Source organism: Wolbachia endosymbiont (group B) of Germaria angustata (genome assembly GCF_964026725.1).
In the GTDB taxonomy this organism is placed as follows: domain Bacteria; phylum Pseudomonadota; class Alphaproteobacteria; order Rickettsiales; family Anaplasmataceae; genus Wolbachia; species Wolbachia pipientis_C.
Genome location: NZ_OZ034691.1, coordinates 929,975 through 953,719, shown reverse-complemented (window position 1 = coordinate 953,719; position 23,745 = coordinate 929,975). Strand labels below are relative to the sequence as shown.

Genomic DNA, 23,745 nt, shown 5'->3' with positions numbered 1-23,745 from the left:
TACTTCTACTTTATTTTTTAATTTCTCGATAACGAAATTTTATGAGTAATAGGCCTCTTTCCCCATATTTACAAATATATAAAGTACAAGTTACTAGTTTTTTTTCTATTATGCATAGATTGACTGGTATCTTGCTATTTCTTTTATTAATCATACTTTCTTGGTATTTTATATTATATGTTTACTCCCCTAAGTTAATTATAGTAAGGTGCTTAAATGCATTATTGTTCACTCCTGTTGCTAAATTAGCTTATATCTTATGCTTTGTAAGCTTTGTGTATCATTTTCTTAATGGTATTCGTCATTTATTGTGGGATGCTGGGCTTAATTTAGAAATTGCTAGTGTTTTAAAAAGTGCTATGTTACTAACAATAATGCTATTTCTTTCTACTATGGCTTTTTTATTTATATTTATATGAGTCAATCTGTAAATTCAGTACATCATTGGTGGATCCAGCGTGTTTCTGCGGTGATTTTGTTATTTTTATTTCCTTGGTTTATTTACTCATTTTCTTGCACATTTTATGTTGATAGCCCTTTATCTTTTAATGAAAGATTATTTCAGGCTATTAATCATCCACTAGAGCTTTTGTTTTTTGTTATACTGGTGTTTTGCATTTTTTGGCATGCAGTTCTTGGAATGCAAGTAGTGTGCGAAGATTACATACACAGTGTACCTCTAAGAGTTTTTACGATTACTTGTATAAAGTACTTGTCGAGCATTACTTATATAATCCTCGCTTTTACAATCTTTGTCTTCTACAGGCATATTTTCTTGTAAAATTGCCAATTCTGTATTAATATATTATTAGTGTACTAGTTTTATCATTGAACTATAGTGATTTTGGTTTAGCAATATGTTAGAGGCATTGAAAAAGTGGGGAACAGACCTTACGCTAAAAGTGAAGGATCTATTTAGTTCATCTGAGTCTCAAGTTTATGTCAAAGATCTTAGAAAGGTAATGGTATATAAGGATGGGAGGAAATGCCAGTATCCAAAAAATTATGATCAAATTGTACAGTCTGCTAAAATCATAGAAAACAGGGATATGCATGGAAATGCTATACTAGATAACGATAAAAATCCAACCTATAAACTTTTGTATGGTCAAAAAGATGAGAATGGAAAACAACCAAGTTTCAGATTATCTTTAGTTACCGAAGATAAAGATAATGATAGATCTTATTTTACTATCAATTATATAGACAATCAGGATAAGCAAATTCCTATAGATTGGTTAAGTAAGTCATACTTTGAGCCATTAGGCTTTTCGAGAATGGATTTGAAAAAACACGTGCCAATTTTCGAAGCTCAAAAAACTAATGATCCTAAATATCCGTTTGAATTAACTCACTCTTCTGTACTAATGAAAAAGGTAAAAAATGGAGAATTACTATACACTAGTAATTATAAAAAATTAAGCACTAATTTTTCAGAAATTAGAGATCAAAATGGTAGTCTAGAGCTAGATAAAAGTCTGATATCTGTTCCTATTGTTTTTGCTGCGGGTTTAGCTAAGATTTGTGCTAGACTGCTGACTTTCATTCCTATAAAATTAGGAGAGAATTTGATAGCTAGAAAAAATCGAGTTGCAAAATCTTTTGGTTATCTTTTTTTCACTCCTGCAGTGGTAGTAAAAAATTTAGTAAATATGGGAGCTACAATACTTAAGGTTCCAATTTTATTATTTGTAGCAAATGAGAAAAAGTATGGTGATGCTTATCTTACTATGTCGAAACACCAATTGAAAGAATGTTGGAAAGAAATAAAAAGCGACTTTAATGTTGTTACAAATGGGGAAAGGCCAAAGCTGAAGCAGAAGGATCATAAGCCACTCAGTATAGTGGGCACATGGGATGAGCTTGACGCTAGAAGTCCAGGTATTGAAAGAGACTTGGAAAAGGCGCTGAATAAAAGTAGTGAAAGTATAGATAAATCCAGAGAATCAGGTGTTGGAGAAAGCTTAAAGGAGAAGCTGCAAAACAAAACTGATAAAAAAATAGCTGCAGCCGTTAATCAAAAAAGCAGCACTCCTCATATTGATAGAGAGATAGAAAGAAGACAAGACTCATCACGAAATGTAGGGATTCCATAATGCTCGTAGTCAACCATCACTTTAAATTACTTTTTACTTTAATCATCTCACAATAAAAACTTGCATGCATTTTGCCGTTAGTATAAGATATTAATCAAATAATTAATATCTTAATTAAATACGCCCTGTAATACTGTGTGGTGGTAGTGGCAGCAGACTTTGGCCTCTATCTAAGCCAAAGCAATTTCAGAAAATATTTAGTCAGAATACTATGTTTCACAACACTTTGTTGAGGCTAAAAGGCGATTATATGCCACCCATCATTACCACAAATATACAATATGAGTCATTATTGATGCAGGAATTACATTCATTACAGGAATGTAAAGTAGTTTTTGAACCAGTTAAAATTGGGACAGCGGCAGCAACACTAATTGCTGTGCTTCTCTGCGATAGGAACGAGACAATCTTAGTTCTGCCTTCAGACCATTTTATAGGTGATTTGAATAGTTTTTATGTTTCTATTGAGAAAGCGTCTAAGCTAGCCTCTGAAACTGACTCTATAGTCACTTTTGGGGTAAAGCCTCATGAATTCAATTCTGAATACGGCTATATAAATGCAGTATATGGTCAGAAAGAAAAATGTCATATAGTAAAAGATTTTACAGAAAAACCCGAGCGTAAGGTAAGTAACGATCATTATTGGAACTCTGGAATATTTGTGTTTAGAGCAAAACGCTATATAGATGAGATAAAAAAAATTGCTCCGACTCTCTATAATTTATGTTGTGAAAGTATAAAGCATTTTGTATCACGAGAGAGATTTCTGTATTTAGAACAGCAAAATTGTGCAGGAATGGGTGATACATCTATTGATCACCTAGTGATAGAAAAAGCAGAAAATATTGTAATGATAGAAGCCAATTTCGATTGGATGGATGTTGGCACTTGGGGTTCAGTTTTAGAGTTAAGTAAGAGATTTAATAAGAATTTTGAGTCGTTTCAAGCTGTAACCAAAGGAAGAGAGCCAGTTTTGATGACAGAAAATGATGCAAAAAATTTACTAGGTAGAGTTTATAAACGGCCAAGTAAGAGCCTAATGTTGTTCATTAATAAAGTTAAGGAAGTAAAGCCAATAAGGAAAGAGGTTAAGCCATGGGGATTTTATAGTGTAGTTTTAATGGGCAAGGATTTTCTTATAAAATACCTTTTTATAAATCCACTGAGCTGCACTTCTAAGCAATTTCACCACTATAGAGATGAATACCATATAATACTATCAGGGGTTGGATGCGTGAGTTTAGATGACAAAACATATGCTATAACAAAAAATCATGTAGTAGAGATTCCAAGGAAGGTGTTTCATAAAATTGAGAATAAAAGTACAGGATTTCCTCTTGAGATAGTTGAGTTTCAGGTAGGAAAGTTTTTATCTGATAATGATATAGTAAGATTGGACGATATATATGGAAGGTCTTAATATAGAATATTGAATATATTCTATAAGCTTGCTAAATTTAGACAACCTAATTTGAGGTAAAGGAAAAATTACAGTTATATGAAGCATAAAAAGTATGATATTTAAATCTTAGTATAATGTCTATTGCCTTTGAATTTACTATGGCTATTCGCTATTTGCGAGCAAAGAATTCTAGATTTTGCTCTATAATGGCCTTGTTTTCTATTATTGGTATTGCTCTTGGAGTTGCAACGCTAATAGTAGTAATGTCTGTAATGAATGGGTTCAGAGCAAAGCTGCTCGACTCTGTACTTGGCATTAATGGTCATATTAATGTTTACTTTGATAGAAGCATAAATTCAGATTACCACGCAGTGTTAAAATCTATTGAGAAAATCCCAGGTGTATTAAAAACTACTTCTATGACTAATGATCAAGTGATCGTTGCAGCAAATAGTGGAATTGTGGGTAGCGTAGTCCGTGGTGTGTCAACTAAAGACTTACTTAATAATACTACCGTTAAGAATAATGTAGTTATGGGTAACGTGGAAAAATTCGATGAAGGTATCATAATAGGGGCAAGATTAGCAGAAGCTTTGAATATTGATTATGGTGATAACATTATGCTTATATCACCTGAAGGATTTGATGCACTGTCTGGTGAAATACCAAAAATGAAAGAATATAAAGTTGTAGCAATATTTGATATGGGTATGTTTGAGTACGACAATACCTTGATGTATATGCCCATGAAATCAGCTCAGGCTTTTTTTAATTATAAAGATAGTGTGAGAAATATAGAAGTGTTTATAGACGATATTGCTGCGGCTAATAAGCTAGCAAATGCTATAGTAGAAGAAACAGGAATGAAAGCTGAAAGTTGGCAATCTCAGCAAAGCCATTATGTTAATGCTTTAAAAACTGAAAGAAATGTGATGTTTTTAATTCTTACTTTGATTATAGTTGTAGCAGCATTTAATATTGTTTCAAGTTTGATGATGATAGTGCAAGAAAAGAAATCCGCAATTGCAATTATGCGTACGTTTGGTGCAACAAGTGGAAGCATTATGCGCATATTTTGTGCTTGTGGATTGCTGATTGGTTTTACAGGAACTTGTCTTGGCTCTATTATAGGGGTTGTTTTTTCTCTCAATATTGAAAGTATTAGAGTGTTTTTAGAAAACATTACCAACATCAAACTGTTTGATCCTATGATATACTTTTTTTCAAGTTTGCCAGTGATATTAGTCTCTCAAGATGTGATTAACATTTCTGCACTTGCATTGTTCTTATCATTTTTAGCGACAATTCCTCCTACATTACAAGCAGCTGCTCAAGATCCTGTGGAGATATTACGTTATGAATGATACTTGGAAAAAATGCATAGGTTGGTTCTTAATTATATTGTTGTTTGTTAGCTATATTACAATAAATAACATAATATTTTTTAAAATAAATCAGCAAGAGAGTGAAAATAGTATAAGTATTGTAACGGAAAAGATAGATGAACTTAAAATGTTGCTTGAAGTTAATCAAATTAAGGTAGAGAAAAAGATATTTGATTTAAAGAGAAATCTGCACACTCAATGTGAGCAAGGTGACGGTAGTTCAAGGCATAAGAACCTCGCAAAGTTGCTGCTACTTGTGATTAAGATGAAGAATTCGTTATTGCAAGAAGCCAAGTTTGATAATCATATAAATTCAATAAAGCCTTTGATATCAGAGCTTGACGATCCAGAAATAGAAAATGCAGTAAATGAATTGGAAAATTTGAAAGAGGTAGATACTTTACGCGGGTTGAAATTGTCTTTTGAGAAGAACATGACTGTTATTAACTACAATAAAAGTAACTTGTTTAAAAAAATCATTTCAAATTGGATAAAGATAGATGATCGTAGTGATCCACTCAGGTTAAAGCTTGCAGAAATTGAAGAATTAATAAGCGATAATGATTGGCAGAGCATAGCCACCGCAATAAGTGACTTAACATACCCAGAATTCAAACCATGGCTTAATAAATTGAATGATTTTATTGTAGCTTTCAAGAATACTTCAATAATATATCGTCACTTATTACAATACATCTCATGATTTATTTTATAATTTTTGCTTTTTCGTTTTTATTTGGCATATGGATCAAGGTAAGTGGTGAAGTAATAAAATTGGAATTAGGCAATTACACTATAAGTATTGATCTATATTTCGTTATTCTTGCTTGCGTAGTCTTATTATTTTTATTGATTGCAGTTGCACGTTTTTGTTCTTCTATTTCATCAACATTTGCTAACATAAAAAATAGAAGAAGAAGTAGGGAAGAATTGCTTCTCTTTGAAGCTTTCTTTAGCTTAGACTTAGGTAATATAGAGAGCACCAATAAGCTAATTAAAAATCTAAATGAAGAAAGTGATAAATTATCTTTAGTAAAGCTCTTTAATTCAGGTAAAACGGGAAATTACAGCTTTTTCAGCCATAATTTAACGAGTATTGCAAGTAAAAATCGCAACTTAGCTCTACTTCTGATCAATAAACTGATTATTCACCTAAAGCAAGAAAGGTTAGTCTTTCAAAAATTTATAGAATATTGCTCTAGTTCAATTAATGATAAAATTTTGTCTATTCCCTTTCAAATAGAGCATTGTATATTGCAAGAAGATTGGATAAATGCAATTTCAAAGTTAAAGGAAGCTATCAAATTCAATATTTTTCTTCCCTTTGATCGTAAAAAGATGTTAGCGGTTTTTTATTGCGCTTTAGCAAAGCAATACGAAAGTAAAGGAAGTTTTTACAAAGCTATAGATTATTTAGCTAAAGCACAAAGTTATTATGCAACTTTTCAGCCCATCAATTATTTAAAGGCAGAATTATATATCAAGCTTGAAAAAATCAGAAAAGCTTCCACAGTATTAGAGGAAGAGTATAGAGTAAATCCTACTCTTCAATCAGCTAGAATGTATATCAAGTTAAATAATAAAGGCGCTGAAAGACTATATAACTTACGCCCTGATTATTATTTTAGTTATTGCTTGCTTGCTTTGTCTTCAATTAGCTTAGGGAAATATGATCTTGCAAGTCAGCATTTAGATATTGCTATGAAAAAAGCTAATTACATATCAATCTACCTTGTTATGGTACAGCTCAAGATTATGCTACAAGAGTATGATCAAGCAATTTACTGGCTAAATAAGATGGACTCAGAAGCTGTGCCTGATCCAGGTTGGAAATGTGTTGATTGTAATAAAGAGCTAAAGCAATGGGATTATAAGTGCTCAAGTTGCAATAGTCTTAATTGTATTTACCTTATATTATAAGACTCCATAAGGTGTGATACTTTTACATCGAGATTGCTTTAATATAATCTTTATCTCAAAACAGTAAATCTGTGAGTTTCTTAGTTAGGTTTGACTCCAATGTCAAAAAAACTTGTTTTTAGACATTACCAGTTATATATTTTAATAAATTAGAATTATATACAAAATGAAGAGCTTAAAGGAATTATCCTTAAGAATTAAAAATATTAAGTCTGTGCAGAAAATCACGAAAATAATGCAAATGGTTTCTGCAGCAAAGTTATTACAAAGCCAAAAGAAATTATCAAATTCAAAATTGCATATATCTAAGCTGCATAGCATTATTTCTTCACTAGCGCTATCAGCGGATCAAGAGTTACTAGCAAGAATTCTAAATATCAATAATGAAGATTCTTTCCTAGTATTTATTATTGCATCTGATCGTGGTTTATGTGGCAGCTTTAACTCCTCTGTTGTTAAATTCAGTCAGGAGCATATAAACAAATTAATTGCAAATGATAAGAAAGTAGACATTGTTTTTTTTGGTAAGAAAGCTTTTGAGACAGGCAAAAATAGATTTAATTCTAAAAATATCTTGAAGGTTGAAAATAGTAAGGGAATCACACTAAAGCGTGTGGAAGCCTTGGTTAGTGATATAGATCTAAGTAAATACAATAAAGTTAAGGTTTTTTACAGTAAATTCTATAATACCTTCATGCAAAAGCCAATATTAGAAACAATAAAACCATGGAGTAAAGACTCATTATTAATTGATAATTCTGTAGTTAGTCCTCTAACAGATTACAGCTATGAGTATGAACCACAAAATATTGAGTTTATTTTAAAATCTTTGACTCAAGATTATGTTACAGCTGCTCTTTATTCTGCTTTACTTGAAAGTGCAGCAAGTGAAAATAGTGCTAGGATGGTTGCTATGGAATCAGCAAACAGAAATACAAAAGAAATGCTAAATAAACTAGCATTACTTTATAATCGTTCTCGTCAAGCAGCAATTACAACTGATTTGATTGAAGTTATAGGTGGTGCAGAATCTTTATAGAAACTCAAGGAATGAAAAATGAATATATTAAATATTGCAGCAGATATCACTAAACTAATAAAAAAGCAGAATCAAGACGCAGAAGTTACAATATATGAAACTAATAAGACCTCGGTTTCTCAGCGTCTGTCAAAAATTGAACAAATATCACAATCTAAAAACTGTACTGTCGGAATTAGAGCTATAGCAGGTAAGAACAAAGCTGCGTATATTTCCACAAACGATTTGAATAATCTTAGTAGTGCAGTGAGCCAAGTGGTGGAAATGGCAAAGAATGCCCAGGAAGATCCTTATATTAGTTTTGCTGTAGATGGCAGTAATTATATCTCTTCTGCAGATTTAAATATCTCAGATAATAATGTTGTAACAATTGATAAATTAAAAGAAATTACTGAAGCTGCAGAAAATTCAGCTCTTGCACATAAAAATATTATTAATTCCGAAGGAGCTTCATCTTCACATACTTCAGTAAATACAGTATTATCAACCGTTTCTGGTTTTGTTGGTTCATTTAGTAAGTCAACTTTTGTTAATCAGGTTTCTGTTGTTGCTGGAGAAAAGAGTGAAATGAAAATAGGCTACGATTACGATGTAGCATGCAACTTCAGTGATTTAAAAACACCGGAGTCAATAGGGAAAGAAGCAGCAAAAAGAGCAATAGATCAATTGGATTCATGTACAATCAGGACAGGCAAATTTCCGGTTGTTTTTGAAAAAAGAGCAGCAAAAGAGCTAGTAAAGAGCTTTGCTTCTGCCATAAATGGTAGCAATATTGTAAATAATAGCTCTTTTTTGAGAAATAGTTTAAATACTCAAATTTTTAATACTGAGATTAGCATTATCGATGATCCATTGTTACCAAGAGGTATAGTATCAAGACCATTTGATGGGGAAGGAATGATGAGTAGGAGAAATGAATTTGTAAAAAATGGAGTACTACAAAACTGGATTTTAGATCTATATTCGGCTAAGAAATTAAACTTGGAAACGACCGCAAATGCAACTCGTACAAGTAATGCTGCAATTATTCCTTCAGCTAGTAACTTCTATTTCAAAAATGGTAATAGGTCATTTAAGGAATTAATTGAGGAAGTAAAAGAAGGAATATATGTAACTGATTTATTTGGTTTTGGTATTAATTTAATCAATGGCGACTATAGTCAAGGTGCATGCGGATTTTTTATAGAAAATGGTAAAATAACTGACCCAATACACGAAATTACTGTTGCTGGCAATTTGAAAGATATGTTTAGCAATTTGGTTGTTGCAAATGATCTAACTTTCTGTGGGCAATTTAATTCACCAACGATTAAAGTTAGTGAAATGACAGTAGCAGGTTCACTTAGTGATTAAAAATTTTAGTTGCATTAAGTACAATAATTGTGTACTATTACTATGTAATGTTAAGAATAGACTATGGAGTATAGGAGTTTAGTTGCAGTAACTAAGCTTAAAGCATTCTAAATCGTAATTTCAAAGTTTTTCATCACATTAATAATATTAGTTAGTAGTTTAGGAGTTATCCATATGGAATTTGGTAATATAAAATGGTTTAATGTTGAAAAAGGCTATGGTTTCATCAAGCCAGAAGGTAAAGGTGAGGACGTTTTTGTACATGTTAGTACATTAGAACGTTCAGGAATAAGACCTGATGCACTTCGAGGAGAGGATAAAAAGAAAGGAATGAAAGGGGAAAGAGTAAGTTATGAGCTTAAAGAGGAGCGTGGTAGGAACGGGGAAGATAAAAAGTCTGCAATAAATTTAAGATTAGAAGATTAGTCTATCGTGAAGCTTTTTAATAGGGTAATGTATTGTGAGTAATTTTCATGAAATGGGGCTTCCAACTTTGCTTAGGCAAGCTCTAAGTAAAAATAATCTTTGTGTTCCAACCCCGATTCAAATGCAAGCGATTCCTCTAGCTCTCCAGGGCAAAGATATTCTTGGATCTGCTCAAACGGGAACTGGAAAGACTTTGGCATTTGCTATTCCACTGGTTGCTAAATTGCTGAATGAGCCAAGCATTGGTTCAGCTTTAGTCATCGTGCCAACCAGAGAGCTTGCTCATCAGGTAACAAATGAGATAAGAAAACTCTTATCTCAAAATTCTGTACTAAGAGTCGCTTTGTTGATTGGAGGTGAGCCTATTTTTAGGCAGCTAAATCAGCTTCAGAAAAAACCACAAATCATAATAGGTACTCCTGGTCGTATTATAGATCATATTGAGCGTAAAGCTTTGATTACTCGCAATGTCAGCACTCTTGTACTTGATGAAACGGATCGTATGTTTGATATGGGCTTTGGAATTCAAATTGAAGGGATCATGAAATATCTGCCAAAAATACGTCAGACTCTTATGTTTTCTGCAACTCTTCCTAGTGATATAGTTAAACTTACTGAGAAGTACCTTAATCAGCCAGAGCGTGTTTCTGTTGATTGTCAGGCTACAATTTCTGCAAAAATTAAGCAAGAAATTGTTTATGCATCAGAATCAGAAAAATATGGAAAACTTATTACACAATTATGTCAGCGCAAAGGATCGATCATTATTTTTGTCAAAACAAAGCGAGGAGCGGATCAGCTAGCTGACAAATTGCACAAAGATGACTATAGCGCTTTGGCAATTCATGGTGATTTAAGGCAGCACAAGCGTGAAAGAGTCATTAATTCTTTTCGTCGTGGCCGCAATCAAATCATGGTTGCAACAGATGTTGCTTCTCGCGGCCTTGATATTCCGTGCATTCAACATGTTATCAATTATGATGTACCACAATCGCAAGCTGATTATGTTCATCGTATAGGTAGAACTGCACGTGCGGGAGCTGAAGGATTTGCATTATCTTTTGTTACACCTCAAGATAAGAGAAGACTGCCTGCACTAGCAGATAAAGAAGGAGAGCCAAATTTTGATTGTAGTATGCAATCTCAAAAACGTAACAGCAAAAAGATCTTTAAAAGGCCAAGTACGTTAAAGGCTAAATACGGTAGAAAAAAGATCAATGTATTTAAGAAGAAAAGCAGAGTACTAGAAAAAGCGTATTAATGTACTTAACTATTCTTCTATTCTTTAAAAGCTCCAGTAAGCTTGCTGCAAAGTGAAGTGATTGGAGGATGGTAGAAAGAATATATAGCTAGCCCAAATTAGATTTACCTACAATTTGATAATCTTAATTCTGCTGCTTATAACGTTTTGAGATTATCACAACGGTATAATGTTAGGCTGTGTGGACTATAATCTGTAGCTTCATTCAATTTGGCTACAACGAGCTGCTAGATTTCAGTTTTTTTAATAATTGTGTGCTACTAATTATATATAAATTTACACTTTTAAAGATAATAGATGATTTCTAAAAATTTGGAGGCAAGTTTAAATAGAGCGTTACAGATTGCTTCTGATTGTAAGCTTAAATATGCAAAAGTGGAACATTTGTTGCTAGCATTAACCAAAGATGTGGATGTAAATTATGTTTTATCAAGATATAACATCAGAGCTGGTGAAATCATAAATATAGATAATATTATATTAAGGAATGATAATGGTAATAATACAAAAGGTTTTTTACAAGACAACTCCGAATTAACTGTCAACAAAGTTGAGCCTGATGTGCTATTTCAACGCATAGTACATAAAGCCATGATACGAGCTCATCGTCTGGGAAGAAAAGAAATAAATGGAGCAAGTATTCTATTAGAGATTCTGTCTGAGCAAGATTTATACATTGAAGAGCTATTACGCAAACAGAATGCAAAGGATTCTAATTTGATTTATAACATATCCAATATAAAATATTCAGGTGATATAGAAGAATATGTAACTAATCGCAAGATAAAACTTGATAAGAATAACGATATCTCTACTGTAGCAAATAAAGGTGAATTATTAAAAGATGAAGCAGTTCTGCAAAATTATTGTAGAAATTTAAATGATTATGCAAGAAGCAAAAAAATAGATTATGTCATTGGTCGTGATTATGAATTAAATCGCACTATAGAAATCTTGCTAAGACGCAGAAAAAATAACCCTTTATATGTCGGAGAACCAGGTGTTGGTAAAACAACAATAGTTGAAGGCTTGGTATTGAAAATTATTGAAGGTAGTGTTCCGAGTGTACTGAGATCGAGCATAATTTATGCTTTGGATTTAGGCTCACTTCTTGCAGGAACACGCTATAGAGGTGACTTCGAAGAGAGAATAAAATCTATAATAAAAGTAATTGAGGCAAAACCTGGCGCTATTCTTTTCATTGATGAAATACACACTATTATTGGAGCAGGTTCAACAAGTGGCAGCTTTCTTGATGCTGGTAATCTGCTCAAACCTGCACTTGCAAGAGGTGCGTTGCGTTGTATAGGTGCAACTACATATAGAGAATATAGCAATAGCTTTGAAAAGGATAAAGCATTAGCAAGGAGGTTTCAAAAAATTAATGTAAAAGAGTCTTCTATTAATGATACAGTAAAGATACTAGATGGTATAAAGCATTACTATGAAAGGTATCATGGAGTGTATTACACGAAACATGCCATTAAATCTGCAGCTGAACTTTCACACAAGTATATCACTGGGCGAATATTACCTGATAAAGCAGTTGATGTTATAGATGAAGCAGGGGCATATTGTAAGTTACAAAAAAACAGGCGAAAAGTTATAAACAGTAGAGACATTAAGAGTACTATCGCTAGGATTACAAACGTACCTTGCGGGTTTGATGATATGCAAAGAGTAAAATCTTTGAAAGAAAATCTCAATAGGGCCATTTTTGGTCAAGAGCAAGCGATAGAGTTTCTCGTTAATTCTATTAAAATTGCTAAATCTGGTCTGAGAAGTTACAATAAACCCTTGGCAAAGTATCTTTTTGCAGGGCCAACTGGTGTAGGTAAGACTGAGCTTGCGAAGCAGCTAGCACAAAATATGGGTATGAACCTTATTCGGTTTGATATGTCTGAGTATATGGAACCTCACACAATATCTAGAATGATTGGTTCCCCTCCTGGATATGTGGGTTACGACCAAGGTGGATTGCTTACAGAATCTGTATCTAATAATCAATATAGCGTAGTACTTCTTGATGAAATTGAGAAAGCTCATAGTGATATTTATAATATATTACTACAAATCATGGATTATGGGTGTGTTACAGACACTTACGGACGTAAGGTTAATTTTTCCAATACGATCTTAATTATGACAACCAATGCAGGGGCATTTGAACGTAACAAAAGTTCTATTGGCTTTGGGTATAAAAACTTCAACATCAGTGACAGCGAAAAAGCAATGGAACGGGTTTTTAGCCCTGAATTTCGTAATCGTCTTGATGCAGTCATTTCCTTTTCTGATTTGGATGCGGATGTCATTTTGCACATTGTGGATAAATTTATTCAGGAATTAAAAAAACAACTTGTGCAAAAGGGTATAAGCTGCTCAGTGGAAGAAGAAGTAAAGTCTTATCTTGCGCAAACAGGTTATAGCAAAGAAATGGGAGCACGCCCAATAGAGAGGCTGATTGAAAAAGAGATAAAAAGTCATTTGGCTGAAGAAATACTGAATCGTCGATTAATTAAAGGAAAGAAATTAAGGATTTATATTGGTAAACACGGAATTGCTTTTGATATAGTTTAAATTCTTGCTTGAGTATTAAATTTGTAGTATAGTCACTATTTTTTAATTAGGCTATAGTGGCAAGTTTAACCAGAAATCAATATTACAGTAATCAAGATTTACGGAATTTATTTTCAAGGCTGGGAATAAAAGCGGAAGAAGTAATAAGTCAGGAGTTTGATGATGTACTTAAGTTAGTTGAGCGGCGCTTTAGAAGAGCTTCATTAAAATGTCACCCTGATAAAGTAGTAGGAGAGAAAGAGAAAAAAATAGCTGAAGAAGAGTTTAAAAAACTTAGTGCAGATAAAGATAGGCTAGAGCAATATCTTAACGACTTAAAAGCAGCTGGCATATCTATAACATTACAGCGAGAAGTGCAGGAAAAACAAAGGAGAATCAATGAGATTCTATTGCGTAGAGAGAAAGCTGTGAATAGAGCATGTTTATTTTTTATATTAGCAAATGTGGTACTTGGTCCGTCGCCTCAAGTCAAATATTGCTTATCACAACTTGCTAACAGTGGCAAAGTGCAAAATATTGCTTATAAATTTTATGCATTCAGCATCGGAGTTTGGCCATGGTTATTTATTATATCCTTTTGTAGTATTATCTATGCAGCAAGTAAACAAAGAGGCTCACAAGAAGGAAATATGGATAGATTCAACCGAAGGTTTAATTTACTTATTGCTGCTGATAATTATGTGATATGTATTGCAGTAGCGTTTGCTGTGTGCAGTTTAGCATCGGAAATTGCACAAAATGGCTGGCCTGTTCAATATGGAACAATGCTGATAGTTAATTTGGCATTGGATTTATTATTGATTGCTTTACTTAGAACTTTTACGAAAGCTTCTGAATTATATAGTGAGCACTGCATCCAGCGTTTATACGAAGAAGATGCAGAATTTAGCTACAAGGAAAAGTTTTCATGGTATGACTATAAATTAGTGCTTATGCCGCTCATTCTTCCTATTGTTAAAATGTATTTTGAAGATTTAATTCAAGAAAAACCACAACAGCACACCACCGATCCTAAAGTTACACCTTTAAATATAGGTGTAGGAGCAAGAGTATAAAAAGGTCTTTGCTTCAACTATAGTTTTTGCTACACTTTAAGTAAATTTGAAGATATTAATGAGTGAAGAAGTAAAAAAAATCCTAAGTTATTACGAAAGTGAAAATCCTGGAGTAAAAGCAAATCTTGCTCGTATTCTTATGCATGGAAAACTTAGTGGAATTGGCAAGTTAGTAATTCTTCCTGTAGATCAAGGATTTGAGCATGGGCCAATAAAAAGTTTTGAAGTTAATCCTGATGCTTACGATCCGCATTATCATTTTCAGCTTGCAGTTGATTCGGGAGTAAGCGCATATGCTGCTCCGCTTGGTATGATCGAAGCTGGTGCTTCAACTTATGCTGGAATGCTACCACTTATTTTGAAGCTTAATAGTGCTAACTCCTTGCACTCGAAAAACTTAACTTCTGATCAAGCAATAACTGCTTCTGTAAAAGATGCGCTGCGTTTGGGTTGCGTAGCTGTTGGGTTTACTATATATCCTGGTTCTGCTAAGTGCTTCGATATGATGGAAGAAGCTCGCGAAATTATAGCTGAGGCTAAGTCTTGCGGCCTTGCCGTAGTGCTATGGTCTTATCCACGCGGTGAAGGAATTTCCAAAGAAGGCGAAACAGCAGTTGATGTTATTGCCTATGCTGCGCACATAGCAGCTTTACTTGGCGCTAATATAATCAAAGTAAAACTTCCAATTAACTATTTGGAAAGGGAGAAAATAGAAACAGAAAATATTGAGTCATTATCTAAAAGAATTGAATATGTTAAAAGATCTTGTTTTGCAGGGAAAAGAATAGTAGTTTTTTCTGGTGGCGAGTCGAAATCAGTGAATGACATATGCAATGAAGCGAAAGAAATTAAGCAAGGCGGTGGTAATGGTTCAATTATCGGGCGTAACACTTTTCAAAGAAAAAGAGAGGATGCTTTATCTATGCTAAAAGATATAATGGATATCTATGCATAAAAAACGGCTGGGTGGCAGAATGGCTTATGCAGAGGACTGCAAATCCTTTTATACCGGTTCAATTCCGGTCCCGGCCTCTTACTCCAATTAGATCGTTTTTTCTTCTGAAATTTTAACAAGAAGTGTGGCTTTTAATGAAATATTAAAAAAAATAAGATACTATATTCAAAATATAAGCAGTAAAATGCCAAAGAGATTAACAGAAGTTTTATTATTAATTGGTTTGCCCTTCTTGCTTACCAGTTGCACTTTTCACTATTTATTAAAGAGCTCGTATACTCATCTTGCACCAGAAAAGTACCCTTCATCCAACAAACAGCCGGTTTACGTCGGTACAGCTTACAGTGCACAGACTATATATAATGCGTTATTTAATGACTTTCTGTTAATAGGTAAGTCATCATTCACAGCCAAACATGGGCGTGCTAGTCAATATGTTAACTATGGAAGAGAAGTTGGAGCAAATGTGATAATCGTATCATTTCAAAATATGCAAAAGGATAAAGAGCATTTTAGCATCACAGAAAAACTATTATGGGACACAAGCTTAACAACATTTCATACAAGGACCATTATAAACTTTGATCAGGACGTACTCTTTCTAAAAAAGGTAGGTGATGCAAAAGCTCCATGGGAATATGTCAAAGGAGAATTCAAGCTTCACGAAAAAGACGATACTGATCCATATCTAGGGAATTGGGTAGGATATAGAATATGCAAGATTGCAATATCTTCTTCAGAAGATGAATACTTAGGATTTGTAAATGAAGATAATTGTAAAGAAAAATCTGGAATAAATAAGATGCTTGCTTGGAAAAATGGGGATGTAAGGTTGCGGATTAATAAACAATCAAAACAGGGATTTTATTTAAATCGAAATAAGATTCCTATACTAATAAAATCTCAAATTAACAAATTTGGCTACCTCGAATTAGTAGATAAAAATACTGATCAAGTTCTGGTTTCCCTTCAGAAAAATTAGTTTTTACTACTCATAGAAACTATATACTTACTATTTTGATAAACCTCAAGCTTTCTAAGTTATTCTTGTTGCATGGTAAAAAATAAACTAAAAATAAGCAAAGTGTTTTACAAAATGATATTACGTAATTTATTGTTTTTACTGCCGCCTGAAATCGCTCACTCCTTGGTAATAACGGCGTTAAAAAAGATGCCCTGTAAGAAACCTATAGAACTACCTAAGTCTTTAAATGTAAACTTTTTTGGTAATAAAATTAGGAGTCCTGTAGGTCTTGCTGCAGGTTTTGATAAAAATGCGGAAGTTGTAAAGCCGATGCTCTCATTTGGTTTTGGATTTATTGAGGCTGGTACTGTAACTAAACATCCCCAATATGGAAACAAAAAACCGAGAATTTTTCGATTAATTAAAGATGAAGGAATAATTAATAGATTGGGATTTAATAATAAAGGAGTAGACTATTTTCTTAAACAGATAAGTAAAACTAAACTTGGTGATTGTATTTTTGGTATAAATATAGGAAGAAACAGTACATCAAAGGACCAAATCAGCGATTATGTTGATTTAATAAAGATAGTATATGGAAAGAGCAATTATATAGTACTGAACATCTCATCCCCAAACACACCTAACTTGCGCGATTTGCACAATAAACAAGAATTATCCAAATTGTTGAAATCTATCACTCTAACCCGGAAATCAATCGATAGCTCTGAATCCATACCGATAATATTAAAAATTTCTCCAGATATAGATCAGCAAACAAAAGAAAATATCGCTGAGCTTACACTAGAATATAAAATTGACGGCTTAATAGTAAGCAACACTACGATAAGTCGAGATTCTTACTATAATGAGAGTGGTGGGTTGAGCGGCAGACCATTGTTTCAACTTTCAACCGAGTTATTGAGTGATATGTACAAGCTTACTAAGAGCAGGATTCTATTGATAGGATGTGGGGGAGTTTCAAGTGGTATTGACGCATATGAAAAAATAAAGGCAGGAGCCTCTTTAGTACAACTGTACACTGCTCTCGTATATCAGGGGCATCAAGTTGTGAACAAAATCAATCTGGAGCTTGCAGAATTGGTAAAAAGAGATGGATTTAGTAACATTACTGAAGCAGTGGGTTGTATACATTGATTTTGGAAGTTATTGATATTGTTTTAGTAAAGTAGAGCTAACTTTTTAGTGTAAAGGTATGATAGGGAGTGCTTTTCTTTTGAATGATGAACATGAAAGTTTTGAACGATATAATATCTAAAGTTATTAATTATAAATTTACAGATCATGCAATATTAGAAGAGGCATTAACCCATCCAAGCGTAAATAAAAGGAATAGCGAAGACCAGATCGTAAGCTACGAAAGGCTAGAGTTTTTGGGCGATAGTATTTTGAACATGGTTGTATCTGCTATGCTGTTTAAAATGTTTCCTGAAGAAAAAGAAGGAGCATTGGCAAAAAGAAAAACGGATCTAGTTTGTGGCAGTACCATTGCTAATGTTGCTAAAGAAATAGAGTTAGGTAACTTTATCATCATGAATAATAGTGAACGTTGCAACGGAGGGAAATGTAACTTAAAAAATTTAGAAAATTCGCTTGAGGCACTAATAGGTGCAATTTATATTGACGGTGGACTTGAGAGTGTTGAAAAATTTATTATCCGACATTGGGAAAAGCTAGCTAAAGACATCCTCGATCCTCCTCAAGATCCTAAAACTTCACTGCAAGAATGGACTCAGAGAAATAAATTACCTTTACCAAAGTATGAGCTTGTAAAACAAACTGGACCAGCACACAATCCTGAATTTACTATATCAGTTTGCATAGAGAGTTATGACAAAGTTTCTGCATGCGCTCCTAGTAAGAAAATTGCTGAACAAAAAGCTGCTGAGTTGATCCTAGAAAAAATTAAAAAAACGACTTAGTTTAATCAAAATAGCCGTTAGCATAAATTTAAAGTAAGCTAAGCTCTTTAGTTCAGCTTACATATTTTTTTATCTCAGCCAGAATCTTATCAGATTGACTTTCATCTGAATTTAAATCAGCTACAAAGTGTGTGACATATTTTCCTTCAGGGCCAATAAGGTATATTATTGAAGAATGGTTAATTTCCTCTTCTCCACCTACTTTGTTTGCATATACTTTATACTTTGCAACTACTTCATCTATTTTTTGTCTTTCACCAGTTAGCATTTGTATTCTATGGTCAAATTGCTGCTGAAATTCTTTAAGCCTTTCTATGTTATCGCGCTCAGGATCAACTGTGATAAAAAATGTTTGTATCTTATTGTCAGTTTCCTTATCTAACTTTGCAAGTGTTTCTGAAATTATTCCGAGGTTCATAGGGCAAATTCTTTTGCATGAGGAAAATCCGAAAAAAATCATCATATACTTATTTTTAAAATCACTACTGCGTACTGTTTGTCCGTCTTGATTAATCAAAGAAAAATCCCCACCTATTTTAATTTCTGTATTTTGTGAAACAAATATGCCTTGCTTGGTAAAATAACAATAACCTAAGAAGATAGCTGCTACTGTTATTAGCAAACTAGACAATAACCTTATAAACTTTATCATTAAAGCGTTTCCAATAAAGTTAAATCATATCTTGATTAGTTGATTGATTCAATATATTCCTTCCAAAGTGGGTTGTTAATTTTATCTAACAATTTCTTATGCTCATCAATTTCTTTACTACTTGGTGAATGTTCTCTGCGAGCTAAATTACGCACTTTATGCTGAATAAACGTAGAGTTATTGTCCTGAGCACATTCATTATTAAATAAAAAGGTTTGCAATCCTCCTGTAAGCTCAACATAGACCTTTGCAAGCAATTGAGCATCAACTAATGCTCCATGCAACTCTCTACCTTCCAACGATATATCAAAACGTTTACATAATGCATTTAAAGAAGCAGGTGATCCTACAAACTTTTTTCTTGCAAGTGGTAATGTATCTAGCACTCTATCTGAGGAAATTAACCCAGCATTTAACTTGCCTAACTCCATATTAAGGAACTTAATATCAAATTCAGCATTATGAATTACCAAGATGTCATTAGATATGAAGTCAAGAAATTCAAGTGCAACATCTGAAAATAGTGGCTTATCTTCCAAAAACTCCTCACTAATACCATGAATCTTAAATGAGTGGTAAGGTATATCTCTCTCTGGATTAAGATATCGATGAAATGTTTTACCTGTTGGAATACGGTTAACTAGTTCTACACATCCTATCTCAATAATTCGATGGCCAGACTCAGTGTCAAGACCTGTAGTTTCAGTATCAAGTACTATTTCTCGTAGCCTACTTTCCATAGGTGTAACTAATCTTACTTGTCATTTGCTGTTAAATTTTTATCGGTACTTGCCTTCTTATAGTTAATGGAAACAAGCAACCAGGTTGGATCTGATGAATTAATATTTTTTTTGAATTGCCATACATCCTCAACTTTGTTAATAGTAGACATACTACCTGATATGATGTCTCCTTCACCATTCTTAACGAAGTGAATTTGCTCTGAAAGGAAGTATACTGCAATAAATACTACGTTTTTTACTAGCTTTATTTCTAAGATTTTTTGTGAAACAATAGAAACAATTATAGACTCGTGTATCTCTTTACGATGTTTAATCTTATCCACAAAGCTATTATACAAATCTTTGTCCAGAAGAGATTTTAATTGAGGTAAATTTCCTTGGTTGAAATATTTAATTATTAATTCAAAAGCTATGCTTGAACCTTCTATAAAATTGGAAATAGAGAACTTTCTGTTTTTTTGTAATATTTGTTCATAAGTAGCTTCTATTGAACTTTTGTTATTGCTATAAGTATAATCTTCGATATTTTCTACCACATCCTCGTTACTTTGACTTACATCTAATACACCTGTTAGCTTTTTTAGATTGAGACTGGATGATCTTCCTAAAGAATTATATAAGCGTGAAAAAATAAACGCCGCTAGTAAAGCATATATTACAAGCTCTATCATGGTAACTTACTCCTTGATATATAAAGTATCTAAATATTATTAATTATTGATAAAAATATGTTTTTCATATTAACCTATAGTTAGGTTTACTATTCATTTGTAAATGGATATATTATATAAGAAAGTATTAAACATCTCAACTTAATTAAAGGAGCGTAAGAAATGTCACAACACAAAATGAAAATTCATAGTCAGTATGTCAAAGATTTTTCGTTTGAGAATCCAAATTCGCCATTCCTTCCTTCTAGTAAAGCTCCTGATATTAATGTAATGGTTAATATTAATTCAGCAGAATTAGAAGGAACAGAAAATAAAAAAGGAATAAGTGAAGAAAAGCCTTTTCATGAAATTACTTTGCATATAGAGGCCAAAGCAACGGTAAAAGATGAAGATGTAAAGGGTGATATAGCTTTCATTTGCGAGGTAAAGTATTGCGGTATTTTTTCAATAGAAAACTTTACAGAGCTAAGTGAAGAAGAGGTGAGACAAGCTTTATTTATTGGTGGACCTACTTTTCTTTTCCCTTTTGCAAGAGAAATAATTGCAAGAACTACAAGTAGTGGTGGGTTTCCTCCACTTATGCTAGATCCTATAGATTTTGAAACTATGTATCAGCAGCAAAGTCAACAACAAAAAAGTAGCGCTAGTAATTCCAACTTTAACTAATACAGGATGAACAATTCTTTAAATGCAAAGACGACTTTAAATATTGATGGAAGGTTATATAACTACTTTAACCTAAGTAACGCTGGTAAATTCTTAGGAGTAAATTTAACCAAATTGCCTTGTTCACTCAAGGTATTGCTTGAAAATTTATTGCGCAATGAAGATGGAGTAAGCGTTAAATTAGATGACATAAAGATATTAGCAAATTGCGTCAAGAAACACATTAATCACGAAATTAGCTACAAGCCAGCAAGGGTTTTGATGCAGGATTTCACAGGAGTTCCTGCTGTCGTTGACTTAGCTTCAATGCGTAATTATGTGAAGAAAAACGGAGGTAACCCAAGCAAAATAAATCCATCTGTACCTGTTGATCTTGTGATCGATCACTCTGTTCAAGTAGATAGTTACGGAAGCACTTCTGCATTTGGTAAAAACGTTGCACTGGAAGTAAAAAGAAATTTGGAGAGATATCAATTCTTAAAATGGGGAGAGTCATCCTTCACAAATTTTAGAGTAGTGCCACCAGGTACTGGAATTTGCCACCAAGTGAATCTTGAATATTTAGCGCAAGTTGTATGTAACGATAGCGGAGTTCTATATCCAGATACCTTAGTCGGTACAGATAGTCATACTACTATGGTAAATGGTTTATCGGTTCTTGGTTGGGGTGTTGGTGGAATAGAAGCTGAGTCTGTGATGCTTGGTCAACCAATTAGTATGGTAATTCCAGAAGTAGTAGGATTTAAATTAATAGGAAGACTTTCAGAGGGAGTAACAGCAACTGATCTAGTGCTAACGATTACTAATATCCTGAGAACAAAAGGCGTTGTTGGCAGATTTGTGGAATTTTATGGTGATGGCTTAGATTGTTTATCTTTGGCAGATAGAGCAACCATAGCTAATATGGCTCCAGAGTATGGTGCAACTTGTGGATTCTTTCCAATTGATCAGAAGACACTAGATTATTTAAACTTAACTGGAAGGCCAAAAGAGTTGGTTAAATTGGTTGAAGTCTATGCAAAAGAACAAGGGCTATGGCGTAGTAATGACGAATTGGCGTTCTTTGATACACTGGAGCTTGATTTATCGAGCGTAGAGCCGGTAATGGCCGGTCCAAAAAGACCGCAAGATAAGGTTTTTCTTTCGCAAGTGGCAGAATCTTTTTCTAAATCATTTCCAGTTAATGAGTCAGAGGAAAGCGATAAACTCCAAGATGGAAGTGTAGTTATTGCAGCAATAACAAGCTGCACTAATACTTCAAACCCAAGTGTAATGATTGCTGCTGGACTTGTAGCGCGTAATGCAGTCAACCTTGGATTAAAATCAAAGCCTTGGGTTAAAACTTCTCTTGCTCCAGGGTCACAAGTTGTAACAGAATATTTAGAAAAGTCAGGGTTACAGGAAGATCTAAATGCTTTGGGTTTTAATTTGGTTGGGTACGGCTGTACAACTTGTATTGGAAACTCCGGCCCGCTTCATGAAGATATAGAAAGTGATATTAAGGATAAAAACTTGACTGTTGCAACAGTTTTATCCGGTAATCGTAACTTTGAAGGAAGAATCCATCCTTTAGTCAAAGCTAATTACTTGGCATCTCCGCCACTTGTTGTTGTGTATGCACTTGCAGGTACTGTACAAATTGACCTGACAAAAGATCCTATATGCAAAGATAAGAATGGAAGTGATGTTTATCTCAAAGATATATGGCCAACAAATAGTGAAGTTGAGAGCTGTGTTAAAAGTGTTGTGACGCGTGAAATGTTCATACAAAAGTATAAGGATGTTTTTTCTGGTGATGAGCATTGGCAAAAGATAAGGTGTGAGAAAAGTGAAATCTATGATTGGGACGCGAAAAGCACTTATATACAAAACCCTCCCTATTTTGATAATTTATCGACTAAGAACAATAAAAGCAACATAGTTGATATAAAGAATGCGCAAATACTAGCGATGTTTGGCGATAGCGTCACTACCGACCACATTTCCCCTGCTGGAAATATTGCCTCAAATAGTCCTGCAGGCATATATTTAAAAGGTCTTGGAGTTGAACCGCAAGATTTCAATTCATATGGATCTCGCCGCGGTAACCACAACGTAATGATGCGTGGAACCTTTGCTAATATCAGAATAAGAAATAAAATGGTGAGCGCTGAGGGTGGCTATACAAAACATATTCCTTCTCAAGAAACTATGTCAATTTTTGATGCAGCAATGCAATATAAAAGAGAAGCTGTTCCATTAGTTGTCATTGCAGGAAAAGAATATGGTACAGGTTCAAGTAGGGATTGGGCAGCAAAGGGTACTGCATTACTGGGAATTAAAGCTGTGATTGCAGAAAGTTTTGAACGCATACATAGGTCCAATTTGGTCGGTATGGGTGTTCTTCCACTTGCATTTCAGGATGGAGTAACGAGAAAGATATTTGATGGTAGTGAGATAGTGAGCATAAAAGGTGAAGTAGTACCAAATGGAAATCTAGAATGTATCATTAAAAGAAAGGATGATTCAGAGCAATCCATTCAACTCAAGTGCTGTGTACAAACTGCAACTGAGGTTAAGTACTTGATGAGTGGCGGAGTGTTGAGTTATATACTTGCGCAGTCCTTTTGAGCTATCACAGTCATTAACTAGGTTTTT

Annotated in this window: 22 protein-coding genes and 1 tRNA gene; 20 read left to right on the top strand and 3 right to left on the bottom strand. The window is 33.6% G+C overall.

The window, feature by feature from the left end; all coding sequences use genetic code 11:
- Positions 1-41 precede the first annotated feature (41 nt).
- The 18 genes from sdhC to rnc all read left to right on the top strand — a co-directional run bounded on the left by sdhC (position 42) and on the right by rnc (position 18,376).
- On the top strand, positions 42-419 hold the full coding sequence (sdhC, locus tag AAGD63_RS04595; protein WP_264330787.1) for a succinate dehydrogenase, cytochrome b556 subunit: 378 nt from the start codon (positions 42-44) through the stop codon (positions 417-419).
- Complete coding sequence (sdhD, locus tag AAGD63_RS04590; protein WP_264330786.1) at positions 416-781, top strand: succinate dehydrogenase, hydrophobic membrane anchor protein; 366 nt, start codon at positions 416-418, stop codon at positions 779-781. The genes sdhC and sdhD overlap by 4 nt, the downstream gene beginning before the upstream one ends.
- A 76-nt stretch (positions 782-857) precedes the next feature.
- Positions 858-2,096, top strand: coding sequence for a hypothetical protein (locus tag AAGD63_RS04585; RefSeq protein WP_341813192.1), 1,239 nt, complete (start codon positions 858-860; stop codon positions 2,094-2,096).
- A 118-nt stretch (positions 2,097-2,214) separates the two neighbouring features.
- On the top strand, positions 2,215-3,516 hold the full coding sequence (locus AAGD63_RS04580) for a sugar phosphate nucleotidyltransferase (RefSeq protein ID WP_341813799.1): 1,302 nt from the start codon (positions 2,215-2,217) through the stop codon (positions 3,514-3,516).
- A gap of 116 nt (positions 3,517-3,632) precedes the next feature.
- Positions 3,633-4,862 (top strand): lipoprotein-releasing ABC transporter permease subunit, encoded by a 1,230-nt coding sequence (locus AAGD63_RS04575; protein ID WP_341813191.1) that lies wholly within the window; start codon positions 3,633-3,635, stop codon positions 4,860-4,862.
- A complete protein-coding gene (locus tag AAGD63_RS04570; protein WP_341813190.1) occupies positions 4,855-5,586 on the top strand; it encodes a hypothetical protein in 732 nt (243 codons plus the stop codon). The genes AAGD63_RS04575 and AAGD63_RS04570 overlap by 8 nt, the downstream gene beginning before the upstream one ends.
- On the top strand, positions 5,583-6,803 hold the full coding sequence (locus AAGD63_RS04565) for a heme biosynthesis protein HemY (RefSeq protein ID WP_341813189.1): 1,221 nt from the start codon (positions 5,583-5,585) through the stop codon (positions 6,801-6,803). Before AAGD63_RS04570 ends, AAGD63_RS04565 begins: the two co-directional genes overlap by 4 nt.
- A 166-nt stretch (positions 6,804-6,969) precedes the next feature.
- A complete protein-coding gene (atpG, locus tag AAGD63_RS04560; protein WP_264330782.1) occupies positions 6,970-7,842 on the top strand; it encodes an ATP synthase F1 subunit gamma in 873 nt (290 codons plus the stop codon).
- An 18-nt stretch (positions 7,843-7,860) separates the two neighbouring features.
- Positions 7,861-9,195 carry a TldD/PmbA family protein gene (locus AAGD63_RS04555; RefSeq protein ID WP_341813188.1) on the top strand — a complete coding sequence of 445 codons (1,335 nt, stop codon included), beginning with the start codon at positions 7,861-7,863 and terminating at the stop codon, positions 9,193-9,195.
- 174 nt (positions 9,196-9,369) lie between these two features.
- On the top strand, positions 9,370-9,621 hold the full coding sequence (locus AAGD63_RS04550) for a cold-shock protein (protein WP_006015726.1): 252 nt from the start codon (positions 9,370-9,372) through the stop codon (positions 9,619-9,621).
- A 34-nt stretch (positions 9,622-9,655) separates the two neighbouring features.
- Positions 9,656-10,882, top strand: coding sequence for a DEAD/DEAH box helicase (locus AAGD63_RS04545; protein WP_341813187.1), 1,227 nt, complete (start codon positions 9,656-9,658; stop codon positions 10,880-10,882).
- A 297-nt stretch (positions 10,883-11,179) separates the two neighbouring features.
- Positions 11,180-13,459, top strand: coding sequence for an AAA family ATPase (locus AAGD63_RS04540; protein ID WP_341813186.1), 2,280 nt, complete (start codon positions 11,180-11,182; stop codon positions 13,457-13,459).
- Between the two features lie 56 nt (positions 13,460-13,515).
- Positions 13,516-14,514 (top strand): molecular chaperone DnaJ, encoded by a 999-nt coding sequence (locus AAGD63_RS04535; RefSeq protein ID WP_341813185.1) that lies wholly within the window; start codon positions 13,516-13,518, stop codon positions 14,512-14,514.
- Between the two features lie 58 nt (positions 14,515-14,572).
- On the top strand, positions 14,573-15,469 hold the full coding sequence (locus tag AAGD63_RS04530) for a class I fructose-bisphosphate aldolase (protein WP_264719642.1): 897 nt from the start codon (positions 14,573-14,575) through the stop codon (positions 15,467-15,469).
- Positions 15,470-15,474: 5 nt separating this feature from the next.
- Positions 15,475-15,546: transfer RNA gene (locus tag AAGD63_RS04525), tRNA-Cys, on the top strand.
- Positions 15,547-15,653: 107 nt separating this feature from the next.
- Positions 15,654-16,451 (top strand): hypothetical protein, encoded by a 798-nt coding sequence (locus tag AAGD63_RS04520; protein WP_341813184.1) that lies wholly within the window; start codon positions 15,654-15,656, stop codon positions 16,449-16,451.
- A 72-nt stretch (positions 16,452-16,523) separates the two neighbouring features.
- Positions 16,524-17,591: a quinone-dependent dihydroorotate dehydrogenase gene (locus tag AAGD63_RS04515; RefSeq protein WP_341813183.1), complete on the top strand. Its 1,068-nt coding sequence runs from the start codon at positions 16,524-16,526 to the stop codon at positions 17,589-17,591.
- 92 nt (positions 17,592-17,683) lie between these two features.
- Positions 17,684-18,376: a ribonuclease III gene (gene rnc / locus AAGD63_RS04510; protein ID WP_039950902.1), complete on the top strand. Its 693-nt coding sequence runs from the start codon at positions 17,684-17,686 to the stop codon at positions 18,374-18,376.
- Between the two features lie 52 nt (positions 18,377-18,428).
- On the opposite strand, the gene AAGD63_RS04505 is transcribed toward rnc, so the two are convergent.
- The 3 genes from AAGD63_RS04505 to AAGD63_RS04495 are packed head-to-tail and all read right to left on the bottom strand — an operon-like array spanning position 18,429 to position 20,442.
- Positions 18,429-19,028, bottom strand: coding sequence for an SCO family protein (locus tag AAGD63_RS04505; protein WP_341813182.1), 600 nt, complete (start codon positions 19,026-19,028; stop codon positions 18,429-18,431).
- A 35-nt stretch (positions 19,029-19,063) separates the two neighbouring features.
- Positions 19,064-19,768 (bottom strand): DNA polymerase III subunit epsilon, encoded by a 705-nt coding sequence (dnaQ, locus tag AAGD63_RS04500; protein WP_341813181.1) that lies wholly within the window; start codon positions 19,766-19,768, stop codon positions 19,064-19,066.
- A gap of 14 nt (positions 19,769-19,782) precedes the next feature.
- Entirely contained in the window at positions 19,783-20,442 is a 660-nt protein-coding gene (locus AAGD63_RS04495; protein WP_341813180.1) for a Tim44/TimA family putative adaptor protein, read from the bottom strand.
- A 162-nt stretch (positions 20,443-20,604) separates the two neighbouring features.
- On the opposite strand from AAGD63_RS04495, the gene secB reads away from it, so the two are divergent.
- Together secB and acnA are read left to right on the top strand one after the other, a co-directional pair.
- Positions 20,605-21,108 carry a protein-export chaperone SecB gene (gene secB / locus AAGD63_RS04490; RefSeq protein WP_341813179.1) on the top strand — a complete coding sequence of 168 codons (504 nt, stop codon included), beginning with the start codon at positions 20,605-20,607 and terminating at the stop codon, positions 21,106-21,108.
- Positions 21,109-21,114: 6 nt separating this feature from the next.
- On the top strand, positions 21,115-23,718 hold the full coding sequence (gene acnA, locus AAGD63_RS04485) for an aconitate hydratase AcnA (RefSeq protein ID WP_341813178.1): 2,604 nt from the start codon (positions 21,115-21,117) through the stop codon (positions 23,716-23,718).
- Positions 23,719-23,745 lie beyond the last annotated feature (27 nt).

Bases quoted from the DNA above. Each gene is read 5' to 3' on its own strand.
- sdhC (WP_264330787.1), top strand. From the start codon at position 42: ATGAGTAATAGGCCTCTTTCCCCATATTTACAAATATATAAAGTACAA.
- sdhD (WP_264330786.1), top strand. From the start codon at position 416: ATGAGTCAATCTGTAAATTCAGTACATCATTGGTGGATCCAGCGTGTT.
- AAGD63_RS04585 (WP_341813192.1), top strand. From the start codon at position 858: ATGTTAGAGGCATTGAAAAAGTGGGGAACAGACCTTACGCTAAAAGTG.
- AAGD63_RS04575 (WP_341813191.1), top strand. From the start codon at position 3,633: ATGTCTATTGCCTTTGAATTTACTATGGCTATTCGCTATTTGCGAGCA.
- AAGD63_RS04570 (WP_341813190.1), top strand. From the start codon at position 4,855: ATGAATGATACTTGGAAAAAATGCATAGGTTGGTTCTTAATTATATTG.
- AAGD63_RS04565 (WP_341813189.1), top strand. From the start codon at position 5,583: ATGATTTATTTTATAATTTTTGCTTTTTCGTTTTTATTTGGCATATGG.
- atpG (WP_264330782.1), top strand. From the start codon at position 6,970: ATGAAGAGCTTAAAGGAATTATCCTTAAGAATTAAAAATATTAAGTCT.
- AAGD63_RS04555 (WP_341813188.1), top strand. From the start codon at position 7,861: ATGAATATATTAAATATTGCAGCAGATATCACTAAACTAATAAAAAAG.
- AAGD63_RS04550 (WP_006015726.1), top strand. From the start codon at position 9,370: ATGGAATTTGGTAATATAAAATGGTTTAATGTTGAAAAAGGCTATGGT.
- AAGD63_RS04540 (WP_341813186.1), top strand. From the start codon at position 11,180: ATGATTTCTAAAAATTTGGAGGCAAGTTTAAATAGAGCGTTACAGATT.
- AAGD63_RS04530 (WP_264719642.1), top strand. From the start codon at position 14,573: ATGAGTGAAGAAGTAAAAAAAATCCTAAGTTATTACGAAAGTGAAAAT.
- AAGD63_RS04520 (WP_341813184.1), top strand. From the start codon at position 15,654: ATGCCAAAGAGATTAACAGAAGTTTTATTATTAATTGGTTTGCCCTTC.
- AAGD63_RS04515 (WP_341813183.1), top strand. From the start codon at position 16,524: ATGGTAAAAAATAAACTAAAAATAAGCAAAGTGTTTTACAAAATGATA.
- rnc (WP_039950902.1), top strand. From the start codon at position 17,684: ATGAAAGTTTTGAACGATATAATATCTAAAGTTATTAATTATAAATTT.
- AAGD63_RS04505 (WP_341813182.1), bottom strand. From the start codon at position 19,028: ATGATAAAGTTTATAAGGTTATTGTCTAGTTTGCTAATAACAGTAGCA.
- dnaQ (WP_341813181.1), bottom strand. From the start codon at position 19,768: ATGGAAAGTAGGCTACGAGAAATAGTACTTGATACTGAAACTACAGGT.
- AAGD63_RS04495 (WP_341813180.1), bottom strand. From the start codon at position 20,442: ATGATAGAGCTTGTAATATATGCTTTACTAGCGGCGTTTATTTTTTCA.
- secB (WP_341813179.1), top strand. From the start codon at position 20,605: ATGTCACAACACAAAATGAAAATTCATAGTCAGTATGTCAAAGATTTT.
- acnA (WP_341813178.1), top strand. From the start codon at position 21,115: ATGAACAATTCTTTAAATGCAAAGACGACTTTAAATATTGATGGAAGG.